The sequence below is a fragment of the Acetatifactor muris genome (assembly GCF_024623325.1).
GTDB classification, from domain to species: Bacteria; Bacillota; Clostridia; order Lachnospirales; family Lachnospiraceae; genus Acetatifactor; species Acetatifactor muris.
In genome coordinates this window covers 202,634-220,763 of the sequence record NZ_JANJZD010000005.1, presented here as the reverse complement: position 1 = coordinate 220,763, position 18,130 = coordinate 202,634, and the positions used below count along the sequence as shown (strand labels likewise).

The following is an 18,130-nucleotide window of genomic DNA, read 5'->3' as shown; positions in this document are numbered from 1 at the left end:
GGAGGAATGTTTATGAAAAACATTTTAATTGTGAATCATTATGGTCAGCAACCCCCATATAACACAATGCTCAGACATCATAATTGGGCAAAGGAGCTTGTGAAAAGAGGATATAAGGTCACTGTTATCTCGGCCAGTACAATTCATAATACGAAAATAGATATGATTGAACAGTTAGGGCAGAAAAAAGCAACTGTTGACGGTATTCTGTATAAATATAAAAGAGCGCTTAAGTATTCTGGAAACGGAATTAAAAGGATGCTGAATTTATTAAGTTTCTGCTTTTCTATTATCTATGGAAAAAAAGAAAGTGCAGATATTATTATAAGTGCCGGTGCATATATTTATCCATTTATGAGAAGAAAATACAGGGATACACCTATTATTACAGATATTGCTGATCTTTGGCCTCAAAGTATTATAGAGTATGCTGATTTTTCGCCCAATAATCTTCTCATAAAATATCTATATCACCTTGAAAAGAAAGCTTATATTAAATCAGATGCGCTTCTCTTTTCTATGGAAGGTGGCATCAATTATGTGAAGGAACGAAAGTACGCAAATAAAATAGACTTTTCTAAGATTTTTCATATTAACATGGGCTGTGATATTTTACAAAAAGACAGAGAACTGGAAGGAATATCATTTGATCTTGGATGGAATCTGGATGAATTTAATATAGTGTACTGTGGCTCTATAAGGCAGGCAAATCAGGTGCGACAGATTTGTGATGCAGCAAGAATTATAAAGGAAAGAGGATACAAGGATGTTAAGTTCCAGATTTACGGAAACGGGGACGAACTGAAGATGCTGAAAAAAAATGTGATTGACAATAGTATAGATAATGTCCATTTCTATGGACGTATAGAGAAAGAAAGAATACCGTTTATATTATCACACGCAAAAGCAAACATACTTACGTATAAACATGTTCCGCTTATGAAATATGGAGGAAGTCAAAGTAAACTTTTTGATTATCTTGCCAGTGGGAAACCTGTTATTTGCAATGCCAAATTCGGCTATAACCTGATTGAACGTTACAACTGCGGTGTAGTGGCTGAGGACCAGAGTGCGCAAGCACTGGCGGATGCTATTGAAAAAGTATACAAAACAAACACAGCAGAATTAGCAGAGATGGGAAAACGGGCAAGAAAAACAGCCGAAATGTATGACCAGCCGATTTTGGTTGATAAGCTTGAAGAAGTCTTTAAGTATGTAAGTAGCAGGAAGAAAATAAAAGCGGTAAAAAGTAATAAGAAATGAAGAGGCAATAATAATATGAAAATCCCATTTGTGTCGTTTCTACCAATGGAGAAGGAATTAAATGATGATCTTAAAAGTGCATTTGAACGAGTGTTCACACGCTCCTGGTATATCGAAGGCGTTGAGGATGAAGCATTTGAAAAGGCGTTCGCAGAGTATTGTGGAGTTAAATGTTGTATTGGCGTTGGCAATGGTCTTGATGCACTTATGCTTGCACTGAAGGCAATGGAGATTGGTGTGGGTGATGAGGTCATTGTTCCATCCAATACTTATATTGCGACAGCACTGGCCGTTACCTATGTGGGTGCGACACCGGTATTTGTTGAGCCGGACATCAAAACTTTCAATATAAACCCAGAACTGATTGAAGCAGCGGTGAATGATCATACTAAAGTCGTTATGCCAGTGCATCTTTATGGACAAGCCTGCGATATGGATCCGATTATGGACGTGGCAAGGAAACATAACTTGTATGTTGTTGAAGACTGCGCTCAGGCTCATGGTGCAACCTATAAGGGACAAAAGGTTGGTACATTTGGAGATGCCGCGGGATTTAGCTTCTATCCAGGCAAGAATCTTGGTGCCCTTGGAGACGCCGGTGCAGTTGTGACAAATAATAAGGAACTGGCTGATAAGATTCGTGCTCTAGGCAATTACGGATCAGACTATAAGTATCATCATATCTATAAAGGAAATAACAGCCGTTTAGATGAACTTCAGGCAGCTTTTTTAAAAGTGAAACTTCCACATTTGGAACGTATGAATGTTGAACGCAGACGGATTGCAAAGATGTATACAGAAGGCATTAAGAATTCAAGAGTTGTAACTCCTTATGTGAATCCTGAGTGTATCCCTGTATGGCATATTTATGGAATCAGATGTAACGAACGGGATACTCTTGAAAAACATCTGAATGATAAGGGCATTATTACCAACAAACATTACCCTATTCCGATGCATTTGCAAGAATGCTATAGAAATCTGAATATACCTGTTGGTTCACTTCCGATTGCTGAGGAAATAAGCGCTACTGAACTGAGCCTTCCTTTGTACTACGGCATGACGGATGAAGAAGTTCATTATGTAATTAATGCGCTCAACGAGTTTTGAGGAGTGAAGTAATATGCGGTTAAGAAGGCTTGAACTGAAGGATGCTCCTCTGATGCTTGAATGGATGCATGATAAAGATGTAGTAAAAGATTTGAATACTGATTTTGCTTCAAAGTCGCTTGATGACTGTGTCGCTTTCATAAAGTCAAGTCTAAATGATGAGAAAAATCTGCACTTGTCTATTACAGATGATGCAGACGCGTATATGGGCACAGCCAGTCTTAAGCACATTGCGGATGGAACAGCGGAGCTTGCAATTGTTGTTCGTGAGGAAGCCATGCGACGAGGATATGCATGGTTTGGAATGGAAGAAATATTAAAAAAGGCTTTTGAAGAACTCAATCTTGAGTCTGTATATTGGTGTGTAAGCAGATTGAATCATAGGGCTGTTCGTTTCTATGATAAACACAACTTTCATGAAGTTAAAGATGTACCTGCCGTTGCACTAGAACGATATTTGGAGTGTGCTGATTTAAAATGGTATTCGGTGCTCCGGGGCGATGATATTAATATAAGAGATAAAGTTGCTGGCTGTAGGGTGATACACATAAAAACAATACCTACGGTCAATGCAGGAGAACTTTCTTATTTTGAGGCAACACATGAGATTCCTTTTGATATAAAACGGATTTACTATATTTCTAAAGTTCCGGAAGGAACAAGGCGTGGTTTTCATGCACATAAAGAATTAAAGCAGGTTTTGTTTTGTCCATACGGACGCATACAGCTTGTCCTGGAAAACAAAAATGGAAGGGAAGAAATAGAACTTTCCGATCCTTCCATTGGTGTGGTAATTGAAGAGTGTACATGGAGAGAAATGTTGTGGCTGCAAAAGGATTCTGTTTTATGTGTAGCGGCATCCGATTTTTATAAAACAGAAGATTATATTAGGGATTATGATGAGTTTAATGAGATTGTGAGGAAAAGTCATGATTAAAGTATGCCATATGACGAGTGTCCATGCGCCAGAGGATGTACGTATTTTCAAAAAAGAATGTGTATCACTGGCTAAGGCAGGATATGATACATATCTGGTGGAACAGGGTGAGACGTATGATAAGAATGGAGTACATATTATTGGTGTTGGAACACAGGAAAACAGCCGATTTGCCCGTATGTTCAAGATGACGAAACGTGTATATGAAGCTGCACTCAAAGTCGATGCAGATATATATCACTTTCATGATCCCGAACTTTTACCATATGGATTAAAATTGAAGAAGGAAGGAAAAAAGGTTATTTTTGATAGTCATGAGAATACGGCCATGTCTATAAAAGAAAAGTATTATATACCAAAGTTGTTTAGAAATATGCTGTATTCAGTATACAGAAAATATGAAGAGTATGTTTGCAATAAATTGGATGCTGTGATTTATGTTACACCAAATCTTAAAAGTGATTTTTCAAGGCTCAATAAAAATACAGTTTTTCTCCCCAATTATCCTATTGTTGATATGGTTAATTATCAAGAACCAGACAGAGATTCATTTAGACTGGTTTTTGCAGGTCTGATTACACCTTTATGGAGTCATCGAAATATAATTGAAGCTATAGATGATATAGATGGAATTGAATACACGCTTTGTGGAAATATTGGAGAAGAATACTTAAAAGAATTAAAAAATCTCGCAGGATGGGAAAAGGTAAATTATATTGGGAAAATTCCACATGAACAAGTAGCAATGGAGTTAGAGAATAGTTTCATTGGTGTTGCATTGATGCAACCACATCTTAATTCAATGGGATATCAGGGAACTTTGGGTAATACTAAAATTTTTGAGGAAATGATGGCGGGGTTGCCAGTACTATGTACCGATTTTGAACTGTGGAAGCCTATAGTTGAAGGGAATAAGTGTGGGATTTGTGTTAATCCTAATAATATTGATCAGATCCGAGATGCTATCCGATATTTTGTGAATAACAGGAAAGAAGCTATAGAAATGGGAAGACGGGGAAGAGAGTTGGTTATTAAGGAATACAATTGGGGTGTGGAAGAGACTGACTTATACTTGTTATATGGAAAGTTAACATATGTAGGTGAGTAAAAATGCATGTTCGAATACTTGGAATTAGTGTAAAAAGCAAGCAAATATTATTTTTTTGTGTGTATAGAATATTATTAGACATTGTTTATATTAATGGTGTGGCACCTACATACAGATATTCAGGCTTTGTAACAAATAAAAATTTCATAGTCAATATTATTAGTTGGATAGTATTTTTGATATACGCTGTGCGGTTAATTACAGTTGAGGACAATAAAGCAGTTTCATTTTCAAAAACGGTTATATTCACGCTATTCTTGTTGATTTATACACCTTTTTCTGTATTAATATCTAACGGAATGTATGATTATAAATACGCAATTTCCAATAATATTTATTGGTTTATTTTGATATTTTTCTTTTCATTTAAGTTTAAGACAGGAATTAGAGAGTTACCTCATTTTGTAATTGGTAATCAAAAAATAGGAGAAAAATTTATTAACATATTTGGATTTGCTTCTTTAGCATTAGTGCTACTTATTTCATGGAAATATACAGGATTTAGAATTAATCTAAGTATACTTAATGTATATGAGCTGAGAAGTGATGCAGCAAACTTCAATCTTCCTACTTTATTGAGATATATGTTTGGATGGACAAGAATTATCAATTCTATATTTTTTTGTCTTTCTCTAATTAGGGGAAAAAAAATCAGGGCTTTAGTTTATTTTATTAATCAAGTTTTAAGTTTTGGTATTGATGGGATGAAGTCATCCATGTTCATCCTTGTGTTGGATATCTTTATATTTTTTTTATATAAATTGAACCTATACAAAAACTCACTAAATTTGCTGACTTTTGGATTTAACCTGGCATCAATCGGAGCAATCTTGGAAATGGTGATAATAAATACAAAGTGGCTGGTATATTTAATATTTTTTAGAATGGAGTTTTTACCTGTTCATATAGGAAGTCAATTTTATGATTTTTTTACAACTCACGAACCTGATTTTTTCAGGTCCAGTTTTTTGAGATGGTTTGGTGCGACCAGTCCTTATGAGAATATAAATTATATGATAAGTGGATTGTATAGTGGGGACTATAGTTCAGAGGCAAATAATGGACTTATATCAGATGCGATAACAAATATGGGATACATAGGGATAATAATCATGCCTGTTATTCTTGTTTTATTCTTTAGATTGTTTGATAGATGCTCACAGGGAATAAATGAATATCTTATATTAACTTTGGGAGTATATTGTGCAATAACGCTATCTAATATGTTTTTCCTTCCAAGTTTGTTAACGGGAGGTTGGTTAGTTGCAACAATTATTGTTCTGTTAATTGATAGAGAGCGGACAGACTTGAAAGATTCTGGTGATAATAGTGTGAAAGGATAAATCATATGAAAATAGTAACTGTAGTTGGTGCCAGACCACAGTTTATTAAAGCAGCGGTGGTATCACATGTGTTGAGGAAAAAACACCAGGAAGTGCTTGTACATACTGGACAACATTTTGATTATAACATGTCAGAGAGATTTTTTTCCGAATTGAATATTCCTGACCCAGATTATAATCTTGGGGTATCCGGCGGAACACATGCCCAGATGACTGGCAAAATGATGATTGCAATAGAAGAAGTTTTGATCAAAGAAAAACCGGATTGGTTATTGATTTATGGTGATACTAACTCAACATTAGCGGCAGCTCTTGCATCTGTAAAACTACATATCCCTATATGCCATGTGGAGGCTGGGGCAAGGGTCCATAGTATGACGAATCCGGAAGAAATAAACCGGATTTGCACAGATCATGTATCAAGTCTGCTTTTGGCATCAACAAGAAGCGGATATGATGAGATGTCAAAAGAAGGACTACAAGATAAAGGCTTGCTTGTAGGTGATCCTATGTATGATGCTTTTATAGAGTATAGTAATAAGTTGAAGCCAGAGGAGATCGAATTAGTACTTCTTCAAGGAGGTACTATAAAAATTCCGAATGAATTCTACTATTTGACTTGTCATCGAGAAGAAAACACTAATGATGAAGACCTGCTGGAAATATTTAAGGCTATGGAAATGTTAGATGCGTCAACTATTTATCCGGTACATCCAAGAAATAAAAAAAGAGCCATAAGTTTACAAGAAAAATATAAGTTCACAAAGATGGTACTTACAGAGCCAGTTGGATATTTAGAAAGTGCATGTTTAGTGAAGAATGCTAAGAAGATTGTGACTGATTCAGGTGGTTTGCAGAGGGAAGCGTTTTATGCTGGCAAAAAATGTATTACTATTTTGAATTTTGTGGCTTGGCCTGAAACAATGGTTGATAATCGGAATGAATTGAGTCGTCCTGTCGCTGAAGAAATCGTAGAAAAGCTTAGTCACATTCAAAAGATAGATGAAAACTACTTGCCATTTGGAGATGGGCATTCAGCAGAAAAGATAGTTAGTGCACTGGAAAATTATATGAAAAGCTGAGGAAATAAATGATGAAATATGCACTTATAGGATGCGGTCGCATAAGCCCCAATCATATTGAGGCCGCAAAGAATAACAAGCTTGACTTTGTGGCTATGTGTGACATTTTATCGGAAGTGATGGAAAAGAAATCTGAGAAATTCGGATTGGAACATGTTAAAAAGTATACTGATTACAGGGAAATGTTGGCGATTGAAAAGCCTGAACTTGTAGCGATTGCCACGGAGTCCGGTAAACATGCTGCTATAGCAATAGATTGCATTGCTGCTGGCTGCAATGTAATTATCGAAAAACCTATTGCATTATCAATTGCAGATGCAGATGCGATCATCAATGCGGGCCATGAAGCTGGTGTGATCGTTTGTGCCAACCATCAAAACCGGTTTAATAAATCAATCCAATACATACGCAAAGCTCTTGAAGCGGGACGTTTTGGGCGCCTTTCTCATGGCGCTGCACATATTCGCTGGAATCGTGGCAGGGACTACTACGAGCAGGCTCCCTGGCGCGGCACCTGGGCTCAGGATGGAGGATGCTTAATGAACCAGTGTATTCATAATATAGATCTGCTTCGTTGGATGATGGGGGATGAGGTGGAAGAGGTTATGGCATATACAGATCAGCTTCAGCATCCTTATCTTGAAGCAGAAGACATTGGCATGGCAATCGTGAAGTTTAAGAATGGATCTTATGGCCTTATCGAAGGGACTACCAATATCTACCCGAAGAACTTGGAAGAGACACTTTATATCTTTGGAGAAAAGGGGACAGCGAAAGCAGCAGGGACGAGTGACAATATTATCGAGGAGTGGAGCTTTGCTGACGGATTAGACGATCCGGAACATGTAAAAGCTACTTATGCAGAAAATCCGCCAAATGTTTACGGATTTGGTCACACGCCGCTCTATGCCGATGTGATTGATGCTATACGAAATCATAGAGATCCTTATGTTACCGGTGAAGATGGAAAAAAAGCATTGGAGTTGGTATTAGCAATCTATAAATCTGCTGCTGAGCACAGGCCTGTGAAATTACCGCTTGAATTCTGTTCCACGTTAGACTTTGTCGGCAGATTTGGAGAGGGAGTATTGTGATGGGTAAGATTTATATTCACCCGACCAGCATTGTTGATGAGGATGTTGAGATTGGAGAAGACACTAAAATCTGGCATTTTAGTCATATTCAGTCAGGGGCAAAGATTGGAAATAACTGTTCTTTTGGGCAGAATGTGAATATCTCAAATAATGTAAGGATTGGGAATGGAGTCAGGGTACAAAACAATGTATCACTCTATGAAGGCGTTGAACTTGAGGATTATGTTTTCTGCGGACCATCAATGGTTTTTACAAATGATCTTACTCCAAGGGCACGCTATCCGAAGGGGCATGAAGGTTACAAAAAAACCATTGTCAGGCATGATGCTACACTCGGGGCTAACTGTACCATTGTGTGTGGGCATGAGATTGGTGAATATGCAACCATAGCCGCTGGGGCAGTGGTAACAAAAAATGTGGAGCCTCATGCATTGATGGCAGGTGTTCCGGCAAAACGAATCGGTTGGGTCTGCAAGTGTGGACAAGTATTAAATGAAGACATGATTTGCCCGGATTGCGGTAAAAGCTATGAGTGTCTTAAGCATTCTGTAACAGCTCGGGGGGGGGCAGTGCTTAAATAGTATTTTTCATCTGCTCTCTGAAAGGAGGGCTGCATGATGAAAATCAATGTTGGGCGAATTGTTGAAGGCAAATCCTTTGACATTGTGGGAATATCTTACATAGGTGCACCCAAATCAAACACGGCGATGTTTATAAGTAAAAAGGTGGAGCACCTGCTAGCGAAACTGGAAAACGTGGACAAATGCCTGATTTTTGCAGAACATCAAACAAAAATTCCGAGTTTTCTGGCAGAGAAGCATGCGTTCCATTTTTCTGAAAAGCCTCAACTTGCCTATGCAAGGTTTGCTGTTCAGTTTGCAGAGGAGCGCTTTACAGAAGAAAAGGCATTGCGATATACATTAACTGCAGGAGGCTATTATGTCAGCGAGGATGTCAATATCCCTGACGACGCATACATTGAGCCCGGCTGTGTTATCGGGCCGGATGTTCAGATTGGTGAGAATGCAAAGATACTTGCAGGAACGATTGTTCGTCACAGCACAATTGGTAATAACTTTCTGGCCAATGAAAATGCGGTTATTGGTGCAAACGGATTTACAATGGCTGAAGATGAAGCTGGCAATAAACTCAGGATTCCAACACTTGGCAGGGTCATCATCGGAAATAATGTAGAAGTTGGGACTCATGATAATATATCCTGTGGTTCCGGTGGCGATACCGTGATAGAAGATTATGTAAAGATTGATGCACTTGTACATTTGGGACATGATGTTTTTCTGCAGAAAAATGTTGAAATTACAGCGGGTGGAATCATTGGCGGGTTTGATAGCCTGGGGGAACATTCTTATGTGGGCATTAATGCGGTGCTTCGAAATCGTATCAATGTCGGTGAGAAGGCTATTATTGGCATGGGGTCAACTGTTACAAAATCTGTTGACGCGGGTATAATAGTTGCAGGAAATCCGGCTAAAGTATTTGAAAAGAAGTAATAATACATTTATTTGTGAAAGCAGCAGAAAAATAAAATAGATAAGCTTCTATAACCGGGAGGTAATTTGATGCAATTCAGAGACTTAAAAGCACAGTACAGGGCATTAAAGCCGGAAATTGATGCAGGAATTCAGGCAGTCATTGACAGTTCTGCCTTTATTCTGGGGAAACCCGTAACAGAGCTGGAAAACAAACTGGCAGAATACGTAGGCAGGAAGCATTGTGTGGCATGCGGCAACGGCACGGATGCGCTTCAGCTTGCACTCATGGCATGGGATATTGGCCCTGGTGATGCAGTGTTCACATCGGATTTTACTTATTTTGCATCCGCAGGAACAAGTTCTGTTCTTGGAGCAATACCGGTACTGGTAGATATTGATATCACTACCTTTAATATGAGTCCGGAGTCCCTGGAAGAGCAAATAAAAAGAGTAATTTCCGAAGGAAAGCTTACCCCGAAGGTAGTCGTTCCGGTAGATCTTTTCGGGCAGCCGGCAGACTATGACAGAATTCTTCCAATTGCAGAAAAATATAATCTCAAGGTGTTGGAAGATGGCGCCCAGGGGTTTGGGGGAAATATAAGAGGTAAGCTGGCATGCTCTTTTGGGGATATGTCTACCACGTCTTTCTTCCCGGCAAAGCCTTTAGGCTGCTATGGCGATGGTGGGGCAATTTTCACTGATTCCGAGGAAGAAGATGCGAGATTAAGATCTCTTCGCGCTCAGGGTAAAAGCCCGGCTGATAAGTATGATAATCGAGAAATTGGTATAAACAGCCGTCTTGATACTCTTCAGGCGGCAATTATTTTGCCAAAGTTTGATGCTTTTGTAAGTCATGAGATTAGTGACGTTAATCGTGTGGCGGATTGGTATTCTAAGCGATTGAGATGTAAATTTGTTACACCGACGGTCCTTCCGGGATTTCTTTCCTCTTGGGCACAGTACACAGTATTGTTTGATAATAGGCAGGAGCGTGACGAGATGCAGGCTAAGCTTAAAACAGCAGATATACCATCCATGATTTATTATCCTCGTGGATTACATCAGCAGGAAGCTTATAAATGGATGGGGCTGGATGATTCCCTGTATCCGAATACTGTTGAGGCGACGAAACGCTGTCTTAGTCTTCCGATGCACCCATACCTGATGGAGGAGGAAGTTGACCGGATCTGTAAGGTGCTGTTGGAGGAGTAGCATTTTATAGATATTGTTGTTGACGGCTAAAACTCTATAAAAGATGCTGGTGGAAGATCAAATCTCTATAAATGTAGAAAAGGAGCAGAGAAGAAAATGGAATTTAATAACATCTATCAGGGGCTGATTTCCGGAAAAGAGAAATTGGCCCTTGTTGGCTTGGGATATGTCGGGATGCCAATTGCGGTGGAATTTGCCAAACATATAAAAGTGATTGGTTTTGATATAAACGAAAAGCGTGTGAAGGAATATGCCAGTGGCATTGATGCGACCAATGAAGTTGGGAAGGCTATTAAGGACACAACTGTAGATTTTACATCAGACCCGGATCGCCTAAAAGAAGCGAAATTTATCATAGTGGCAGTACCCACACCTGTGAATGATGATACAACGCCTGACCTGAAGCCGGTTGAGGGAGCATCACGTACAGTTGGACAAAATCTCGCACCGGGAACTATTGTGGTTTTTGAGTCGACTGTGTATCCGGGGGTTACGGAAAATATTTGCGTACCCATTATTGAGAAGGAATCCGGACTTAAGTGTGGGGTAGACTGGAAGATTGGCTATAGCCCTGAAAGAATCAATCCGGGTGACTACATACATCGACTTCCCAATATTGTAAAAGTTGTTTCGGGTATGGATGAAGAATCTGCCGGGGAGATAAAAAAGGTATATGACATCGTTATTAAGGCGGGAACTTTTATGGTGTCCAACATAAAAACAGCTGAAGCAGTAAAAGTTGTAGAAAACAGTCAGAGAGACATCAATATAGCTTTTATGAATGAGATTGCAATGATATGTGATCGAATGCGTATTGATACAGATGAAGTACTGGCAGGAATGAATACAAAATGGAATGCGTTGGGGTTTAAACCAGGTCTTGTCGGCGGGCACTGTATAGGCATAGATCCCTATTATCTTACAAATGCGGCCGAAAAGCTGGGTTACCATAGTCAGATCATTTTGAATGGCCGTAAGGTAAATGACAGTATCGGTGCTTTTGTAGCAGATGCAGCCATCAAGGAAATGATTGAGGCAGGACTGGCTCCTAAAAAAGCGACAGTATTGATTATGGGGCTGACATTCAAAGAAAACTGTCCGGATACGCGTAACAGTAAAGTTGTAGATATTATAAACCGTTTGAAGGAGTATGAAATCAATCCTGTTGTAACCGATTCATGGGCGGATCCCGAAGTGGCAAAACAGGAATATGGTGTAAATTTGGTTGCGTGGGAAGATATTCCGAAAGCAGATTGTGTCATTGTGGCTGTCGGACATAGCGAATACCGCTCTATGTCAATGATGCAGCTGAAAGAGCTCTTTAAGAGTGAGCAGGCTGATGAGGATAAAGTTCTTATAGATGTGAAATCTCTGTATCGTATGGATGAATTGAAGGCATCCGGTATGCGATTCTGGAGGTTATAAAAGTTTCTGAGACTTGAATGGGAGGAGCAACCTATGGCGGAGATTATTTGCAATAAAAATAGAGGATATAAGTGGACGAATAAGAAGGGAATCTATTTTAAAGGTTATCTTCAGGCGGAAAATGGAGAAGTATGGAGATCGGAGGAAGCCATTGAGCAATTATACAATATTGATTCCTTTGAAAAGTTCAGGAAGTACTTACAAAAAATTTATGGTGTATTTGCAATCATTATAGAGCATGGAAGTGAAATATGGCTTGCCAGTGATGTCGCCGGGTCTATTCCATTGTATTACACAGATGATTTGAAAGTGGTAGCCGATGATGTGGACGCGATTATAAAGAGTGACAACAATTATGATGAACTTGATTCTTTACGCGCATTTGAACTTTATGCCACTTCCTATGTAGGGTATAACAATACTGTATACAAACGTATTAAACAGATACAGATAGGTTCCGTATGCAGGATTAAAAATAATTCAGCCATTGAAACCTCATATTATGTGCATGCAGGAAATGTTTCTGACCGCAGTGAGGAAACCGCAATACAGGAATTAGATGAAAGAACACAGGCAATGATGAAAAGGATAATTGCAGCTGCAGAGGGAAGGACTGTTGTAATATCATTAAGCGGTGGGTATGATTCCCGCTATGTGGCATGTTCCTTAAAAGATAATGGTGTGGATGACGTTATCTGTTATACGTATGGAAGGGAAGGGTCTTTTGAAGTAGAACAATCCAGAAAGGTTGCGAATGCACTGGGGTATAAGTGGTATAATGTCCAGTACAACGACAGTGAGATAAGAGAGCTTATACATGAGGACGGGTATCTTGATTATTCAAACAGACCTGATTATATTACATATCTTCAGAATTATTATGCCGTAAATAGACTCAAGGAAACGGGAATGCTTCCTGACAATGCGGTATTTATTACCGGCCTGTGCAATGATATGCCTACAGGGTTTTATATCCCGGATAGTAAGAGGGCCGAACAATTTGGATTTTCCAACGAAGGAGCAGCGGAATATAATGTCCGGCAGCGCTTTGTAAAATTCAGCATCACTGAAGAGGCTGAGAGAAAATATAAAAGCGACATATTGAAATTTCTTCAGGGAATGGGCATATCTGTGAAAGACTATGAAAGCTTTGTAAGCGCGTTGGATTGCATTGAGACATCAGGATTTCATACACATTGTTACTTAAATATGAATGCTGTCCATGGTTATTTTGGCTATGAATGGCTCTTGCCATGCTGGGACCATGATATGCTGACGTATTGGTATAGTTTGTCCCCAAAGCTCAGAATAGGACAATACCTGTATGAAAAGTATATTACAGAACACCTTGGCAGGAAATACGGTGTTGGAACAAAAAAACATTTAAACTTAAGCGCGCCGACACCGTTCTTAGATAAAATGAAGCGAATCTGCGGAGGAATTCTTGTCAGAATTGCATATCCCTTAGGCATTCCGCTTAAAAGAAATACGGATGTGAACAATTTTGCAGTGTTTGAGGTTGCGCTGTATAAAGCCATATCTCAGAAGAAAGCAATAAAAGCAGATCGTGCGGGTATTATTTTACTGCTTACAATATTTATGATGGAAAAAAGGTACGGTAAGACCTGGTATAGAGATATTAAAAGATATTTGAAATAGAATAAGGGACAACTATGAATCATGCTGGTAGAAATCGAAGTATTTTTAAAACGGTATTTTCAGTGTCTTCTGTTTTGCTGATAGCTAAGCTGTTAGGTTTCGTGAAACAGATTGTAGTCGCCAATGCATTTGGAGCAACTGCGGATACGGATGTTATATCATTGTCTCAGGGGATAATAACTGATTTTGAGTTTTTGATTGCGCAGACAATGATTACAGCTTTTATACCCATCTATATTTCAGTAAAAGAAAATAATCAGGATGAAAAACATTTTGTATCAAATGTTTTAAAGATTTTTGGAATTATATCGATTCTGATTTCATCTCTGATATTTGCTTTCTCCCCAATGGTATCAAAAATAATTGCGCCCTCCTATTCAGGGGAAATATTTGATTCTTTAGTTCACAATGTGCGAATATATGCGTTTTCTCTGGTGATACTCGTTATTACTGCCATATTTAACGCGTTATTGAAAGGAAACGACAGTTTCCTTCCCGGAGAAATTACAAGTGTGAATCAGAGTCTTGTATTTATTGTATGTATTATTTTATTTACAAATTCACTTGGAGTACAGACTTTGATTTTAAGTTTTCTGTTATATGCTGCTGTTAACTTATTTTATTTGGGAATGTATTCAAAAAAATATTGGAGATTTGAATTACGAGGTTTTACTTTTGATGATAATGTAAAAAGGCTTCTTAAGATGATAGCGCCGTTGCTTTTCAGCTATGCAATGGTATACATAAATCAACTTGTCGATAAGATATTAGCCACAGAATTGGGTGGCGGAACTGTGACAGCCATGAGTTACAGTGCGGTTCTCACTAATTTTATTACCGGATTTACAGGCGCAGTTTGTGGCATTGCATTTACAAGAATCGCTCAGAATATTGCCAGAAAGGATGATGAGAAAACGGCATTAATAATCCGATATTTTATAACTTTTTTCGTTACCATATTGATACCTGTAACCATTATTTCCATAGTGAATGCAAAGGATATTGTGACTGCGGTATATGGCAGAGGTGCATTTGACTCTGCCGCCATAGAAAGCTCCACATATGCTTTGATGGGATACGGAGGCATGTTTATACCCTGTGCATTAAGAGAATTATTTACAAGACTTCAGTACGGTTATCAGGATTCAAGAGGACCGACAATTAACAGCACTATCAGCATTGTTGTGAATATTATTTTAAGCATAGTATTGAGCCGGTTCTGGGGGATTCTGGGAATTACCGTTGCAAGTACGATTTCGGTCCTGATCAGTGCAGTTATGAATATAGTTTCATCAAGGAAACATAATCGTTATTTAAAAATTTCAGATTTTAAACAGGATATGATATTTTGGCTTATTGGGATTGGGGCATGTATATGTGTAAAGGTATTGATATGTAAATACATTAATATTCAGAATACTTATGCGAGATTTTGTATTACTGCCATGATAACATTGAGTATTTATGGAGTAGTTGTTTTGCCCGTGATTCTCAGGGTTCTCAAAGGGCGTAATCTATACAGAAACTCATGAACCTGTGTACAATATAGAAGGAATCAAATTACCACAGGAAATAAATTTATGGAGGCTTACTGATTGAAACATAGAATAAGATTCCGGTATTATATTGCGCCATTTTTATTTGTAGGAATGCTATGGGTGGGAATGATTCATTATATGTATGCTTTTATAGCAATTCAAGACAATGATATTGCACTATCAAGGTCGGCAGTTTCTGATTTTTTTGATTCGAATATTTTTTCTCATGATCATTGGATCGAAATCTATGGACTTGTACAAAAATGGATGGGAAAACGACAAATCGACAATTTTACAATCTATAAAACAGACTATGGGGCGATGGTTTCTGCAAGGGAGACACAGACACCAGAGAAAATAAATGAAGAGGTAGATGCGGTCTATTCAATCATATCATATCTAAATGAAAAAAATATTCCTTATTATTATCTGACAAGTATTTTACCAGTGCAGGATATGGCAGATTTACCTTATGGTGCAGCAGAGGGAAGCCAGATAAATTCTTTGATGACACAAAGAGCATTGATCGAGAAGAATATAAACCTTATTGATTTAAATACGGCCGATACAATCAGAACCATTCCAAAAGAAGAATTGTTTTATCAAACAGATCACCACTGGACAATAGAAACCTGTTTTGCCACATATCAGGAGATTATAAAAACGATAGAGGATGAGATTGGATGGGATTTAAATGGGAAAAGTACTACGAATAAAAGCAATTATTTAGAACACAGAATTGCGGATTCTTTTTTAGGTTCCTATGGTGTGAAGGTTGGAAAATATTATGCAGGAAAAGATGACTTTGTGATATTATTGCCGGATTTTGATACAGATATGTTATTCCAGAGCTATGATACAACTGGTAAGCTGCTGTTAGAGAAATCTGGCGATTTTTTCTGCGCATTGCTAGACGGTGATATTCTTGAAGATACAGAATACGACAATAAGTATAATTCCTTTTGCAATGTAGGATATATCGAAAACCATATTCTGAATTATAATGCATTAAATGATTTAAAGTGTCTGTTCATCTCACATTCTTATGGACGTCCATTGACAATGTATTTAGCAATAAATTTTTTTGAAATTGTAAATTTAGATCCGCAAAAGGGACGTTTTGGCGGAAACTACCTTGAATATATTGATGAATATGAACCGGATATTGTGTTATTTCAAGTGGAGTTTGAAGGTGAAATAATCGGAGAATATACAGGAGAATAGGAATGGTATTTTCAAGCATTGCTTTTATATTTGGTTATCTACCAGTTGTTCTTTCCGGGTCTTTTGTTTTGAGAAAAAAGGTCTGGGCGTGGAATATCTTTCTGTTTTTTATGAGTTTATGCTTTTACGCATATGGGGAACCACATTACATTCTTCTCTTGGTATTTATCATATTTTTGAATTGGGGAAGCGGTCTTGTACTTAATAAATTTATTCGGTATAGAAAACTACTACTTTTTGTTACGGTTTTTACAGATGTAATGATATTGTTTTATGCTAAATATTACTTGTGGATTATTGAAGGGCTATATCGGAAGGTTGGAATAGAGTTACCATTATATGGAAAGGGAATTCGACTTCCGATCGGAATTTCATTTTTTACTTTTCAGGCAATATCTTATGTGGTGGATGTATATTACGGGAAAGCCAAACCACAGAAGGCATTTGAGAAGATTGGCCTGTATATATCTTTATTCCCACAACTGATAGCAGGGCCAATTGTTCGATATACTGATATTGAAAAGCAAATGGAAAAGCGAGTGATATCAGTTGTTGATTTGTCTGAAGGATTAGAACGTTTTTTCATGGGGATGAGTAAGAAAGTTCTTCTGGCGGATAATATGGCTATTATTGCAGATAAAGCTTTTTTGATGTGTAAGGAGGAGAGTTTGGGAATGCCTTTTGCCTGGCTTGGAGCATTGGCATATACGTTTCAGATCTTTTTTGATTTCAGCGGATATTCTGATATGGCAATTGGACTTGGAAGAATGCTGGGTTTTACGTTTTCGGAGAATTTTAGTTATCCATATAGAGCTGCTTCAATAAAGGATTTTTGGCGTAAATGGCATATTTCGCTCAGCAGCTGGTTTCGGGATTATGTATATATTCCATTGGGGGGAAATCGAAAAGGAAGAGTAAGGTCATGCATAAATTTATTTGTAGTATGGATGTTGACAGGACTTTGGCATGGTGCAAATTTAACTTTTTTAGTGTGGGGGGGGTATTTATGCGATATGCATTCTGGCAGAAAATCTTTTTCAAATAGAAGAAAGAATCCGTAGTCTAAATTATAGAGTATTGACCATTTTACATGCAGGAATAAGCTTTTTTATTGTAATACTTCTATGGGTGATTTTTCGAGCTGAGAACATATCACAGGCAATACACTACATAAGGATAATGTTTGATGCAGGACAAATTGGAGAAAGCCTTCCCCAAACTGTTTTGTATTTATCGGAATATAAGATTGAACTCGCAGTATGTGCATTTTTGAGTTTTATTAAAATACCTGGAAAAGTGACAGATAGTGGTGCATATTATATTGGAAAAATGCTGATATTGTGGGTGTTTTTTCTGATGAGTATAAGCTATCTGGTGAAGGGCAGCTATAGTCCATTTATTTACTTTAACTTTTAATATCAAAAATCCATATTACATTCTATTTCAACCCCATATTTTCTGGTGCATTCTGCCGGAACATCCTTTGTCAGTAAGAAAACGTCACATTTCTAATCATTCATACCATATTCATTTAATGCGCCAAATAGCTCTTTTTCAGTAAAATCCATGCTGTTGGCATATTGTTCTGAGGTGAATGTTACAATAGGGCAGCATTCCTTTCTTTGGTCAAAAACGATTAATA

The 18,130-nt window shown here is 37.9% G+C and carries 15 protein-coding genes; all 15 read left to right on the top strand.

The annotated features are described in order from the left end of the window. Positions 1-12: 12 nt before the first annotated feature. The 15 genes from NSB25_RS06720 to NSB25_RS06650 all read left to right on the top strand — a co-directional run bounded on the left by NSB25_RS06720 (position 13) and on the right by NSB25_RS06650 (position 17,549). Positions 13-1,263: a glycosyltransferase family 4 protein gene (locus tag NSB25_RS06720; protein ID WP_103238534.1), complete on the top strand. Its 1,251-nt coding sequence runs from the start codon at positions 13-15 to the stop codon at positions 1,261-1,263. Between the two features lie 15 nt (positions 1,264-1,278). After that, the gene (locus NSB25_RS06715) at positions 1,279-2,373 is read left to right on the top strand and encodes a DegT/DnrJ/EryC1/StrS family aminotransferase (RefSeq protein ID WP_103238535.1); all 1,095 of its coding nucleotides are present in this window, start codon (positions 1,279-1,281) and stop codon (positions 2,371-2,373) included. A 13-nt stretch (positions 2,374-2,386) separates the two neighbouring features. Continuing rightward, positions 2,387-3,310 carry a GNAT family N-acetyltransferase gene (locus NSB25_RS06710; RefSeq protein ID WP_103238536.1) on the top strand — a complete coding sequence of 308 codons (924 nt, stop codon included), beginning with the start codon at positions 2,387-2,389 and terminating at the stop codon, positions 3,308-3,310. Beyond that, positions 3,303-4,418: a glycosyltransferase gene (locus tag NSB25_RS06705; RefSeq protein WP_103238537.1), complete on the top strand. Its 1,116-nt coding sequence runs from the start codon at positions 3,303-3,305 to the stop codon at positions 4,416-4,418. The genes NSB25_RS06710 and NSB25_RS06705 overlap by 8 nt, the downstream gene beginning before the upstream one ends. Positions 4,419-4,420: 2 nt before the next feature. Further along, positions 4,421-5,761, top strand: a complete 1,341-nt coding sequence (locus NSB25_RS06700; protein ID WP_103238538.1) for a hypothetical protein — start codon at positions 4,421-4,423, stop codon at positions 5,759-5,761. 5 nt (positions 5,762-5,766) lie between these two features. Further along, positions 5,767-6,843: a non-hydrolyzing UDP-N-acetylglucosamine 2-epimerase gene (gene wecB, locus NSB25_RS06695; protein ID WP_103238539.1), complete on the top strand. Its 1,077-nt coding sequence runs from the start codon at positions 5,767-5,769 to the stop codon at positions 6,841-6,843. 8 nt (positions 6,844-6,851) lie between these two features. Beyond that, complete coding sequence (locus NSB25_RS06690; protein ID WP_330406050.1) at positions 6,852-7,937, top strand: Gfo/Idh/MocA family protein; 1,086 nt, start codon at positions 6,852-6,854, stop codon at positions 7,935-7,937. Then, a complete protein-coding gene (locus tag NSB25_RS06685; RefSeq protein WP_103238540.1) occupies positions 7,937-8,518 on the top strand; it encodes an acyltransferase in 582 nt (193 codons plus the stop codon). Before NSB25_RS06690 ends, NSB25_RS06685 begins: the two co-directional genes overlap by 1 nt. A 33-nt stretch (positions 8,519-8,551) precedes the next feature. Further along, positions 8,552-9,448, top strand: coding sequence for an LbetaH domain-containing protein (locus NSB25_RS06680; protein WP_103238541.1), 897 nt, complete (start codon positions 8,552-8,554; stop codon positions 9,446-9,448). A 69-nt stretch (positions 9,449-9,517) separates the two neighbouring features. Beyond that, positions 9,518-10,642: a DegT/DnrJ/EryC1/StrS family aminotransferase gene (locus NSB25_RS06675; protein ID WP_103238542.1), complete on the top strand. Its 1,125-nt coding sequence runs from the start codon at positions 9,518-9,520 to the stop codon at positions 10,640-10,642. 96 nt (positions 10,643-10,738) lie between these two features. Continuing rightward, positions 10,739-12,067: a nucleotide sugar dehydrogenase gene (locus NSB25_RS06670; RefSeq protein WP_103238543.1), complete on the top strand. Its 1,329-nt coding sequence runs from the start codon at positions 10,739-10,741 to the stop codon at positions 12,065-12,067. Positions 12,068-12,100: 33 nt separating this feature from the next. Beyond that, positions 12,101-13,726, top strand: coding sequence for an asparagine synthase-related protein (locus NSB25_RS06665; RefSeq protein ID WP_103238544.1), 1,626 nt, complete (start codon positions 12,101-12,103; stop codon positions 13,724-13,726). Between the two features lie 14 nt (positions 13,727-13,740). Further along, on the top strand, positions 13,741-15,258 hold the full coding sequence (locus NSB25_RS06660) for an oligosaccharide flippase family protein (RefSeq protein WP_103238545.1): 1,518 nt from the start codon (positions 13,741-13,743) through the stop codon (positions 15,256-15,258). A 63-nt stretch (positions 15,259-15,321) separates the two neighbouring features. Then, on the top strand, positions 15,322-16,488 hold the full coding sequence (locus tag NSB25_RS06655; RefSeq protein WP_103238546.1) for a DHHW family protein: 1,167 nt from the start codon (positions 15,322-15,324) through the stop codon (positions 16,486-16,488). 2 nt (positions 16,489-16,490) lie between these two features. Further along, on the top strand, positions 16,491-17,549 hold the full coding sequence (locus NSB25_RS06650) for an MBOAT family O-acyltransferase (protein WP_103238547.1): 1,059 nt from the start codon (positions 16,491-16,493) through the stop codon (positions 17,547-17,549). Positions 17,550-18,130 lie beyond the last annotated feature (581 nt).

What these genes read in the sequence shown, in the direction of transcription:
- NSB25_RS06665 (WP_103238544.1), top strand. Translation starts at nt 12,101, where the DNA reads ATGGCGGAGATTATTTGCAATAAAAATAGAGGATATAAGTGGACGAAT.
- NSB25_RS06690 (WP_330406050.1), top strand. Translation starts at nt 6,852, where the DNA reads ATGATGAAATATGCACTTATAGGATGCGGTCGCATAAGCCCCAATCAT.
- NSB25_RS06700 (WP_103238538.1), top strand. Translation starts at nt 4,421, where the DNA reads ATGCATGTTCGAATACTTGGAATTAGTGTAAAAAGCAAGCAAATATTA.
- NSB25_RS06670 (WP_103238543.1), top strand. Translation starts at nt 10,739, where the DNA reads ATGGAATTTAATAACATCTATCAGGGGCTGATTTCCGGAAAAGAGAAA.
- wecB (WP_103238539.1), top strand. Translation starts at nt 5,767, where the DNA reads ATGAAAATAGTAACTGTAGTTGGTGCCAGACCACAGTTTATTAAAGCA.
- NSB25_RS06705 (WP_103238537.1), top strand. Translation starts at nt 3,303, where the DNA reads ATGATTAAAGTATGCCATATGACGAGTGTCCATGCGCCAGAGGATGTA.
- NSB25_RS06660 (WP_103238545.1), top strand. Translation starts at nt 13,741, where the DNA reads ATGAATCATGCTGGTAGAAATCGAAGTATTTTTAAAACGGTATTTTCA.
- NSB25_RS06710 (WP_103238536.1), top strand. Translation starts at nt 2,387, where the DNA reads ATGCGGTTAAGAAGGCTTGAACTGAAGGATGCTCCTCTGATGCTTGAA.
- NSB25_RS06675 (WP_103238542.1), top strand. Translation starts at nt 9,518, where the DNA reads ATGCAATTCAGAGACTTAAAAGCACAGTACAGGGCATTAAAGCCGGAA.
- NSB25_RS06715 (WP_103238535.1), top strand. Translation starts at nt 1,279, where the DNA reads ATGAAAATCCCATTTGTGTCGTTTCTACCAATGGAGAAGGAATTAAAT.
- NSB25_RS06680 (WP_103238541.1), top strand. Translation starts at nt 8,552, where the DNA reads ATGATGAAAATCAATGTTGGGCGAATTGTTGAAGGCAAATCCTTTGAC.
- NSB25_RS06685 (WP_103238540.1), top strand. Translation starts at nt 7,937, where the DNA reads ATGGGTAAGATTTATATTCACCCGACCAGCATTGTTGATGAGGATGTT.
- NSB25_RS06650 (WP_103238547.1), top strand. Translation starts at nt 16,491, where the DNA reads ATGGTATTTTCAAGCATTGCTTTTATATTTGGTTATCTACCAGTTGTT.
- NSB25_RS06720 (WP_103238534.1), top strand. Translation starts at nt 13, where the DNA reads ATGAAAAACATTTTAATTGTGAATCATTATGGTCAGCAACCCCCATAT.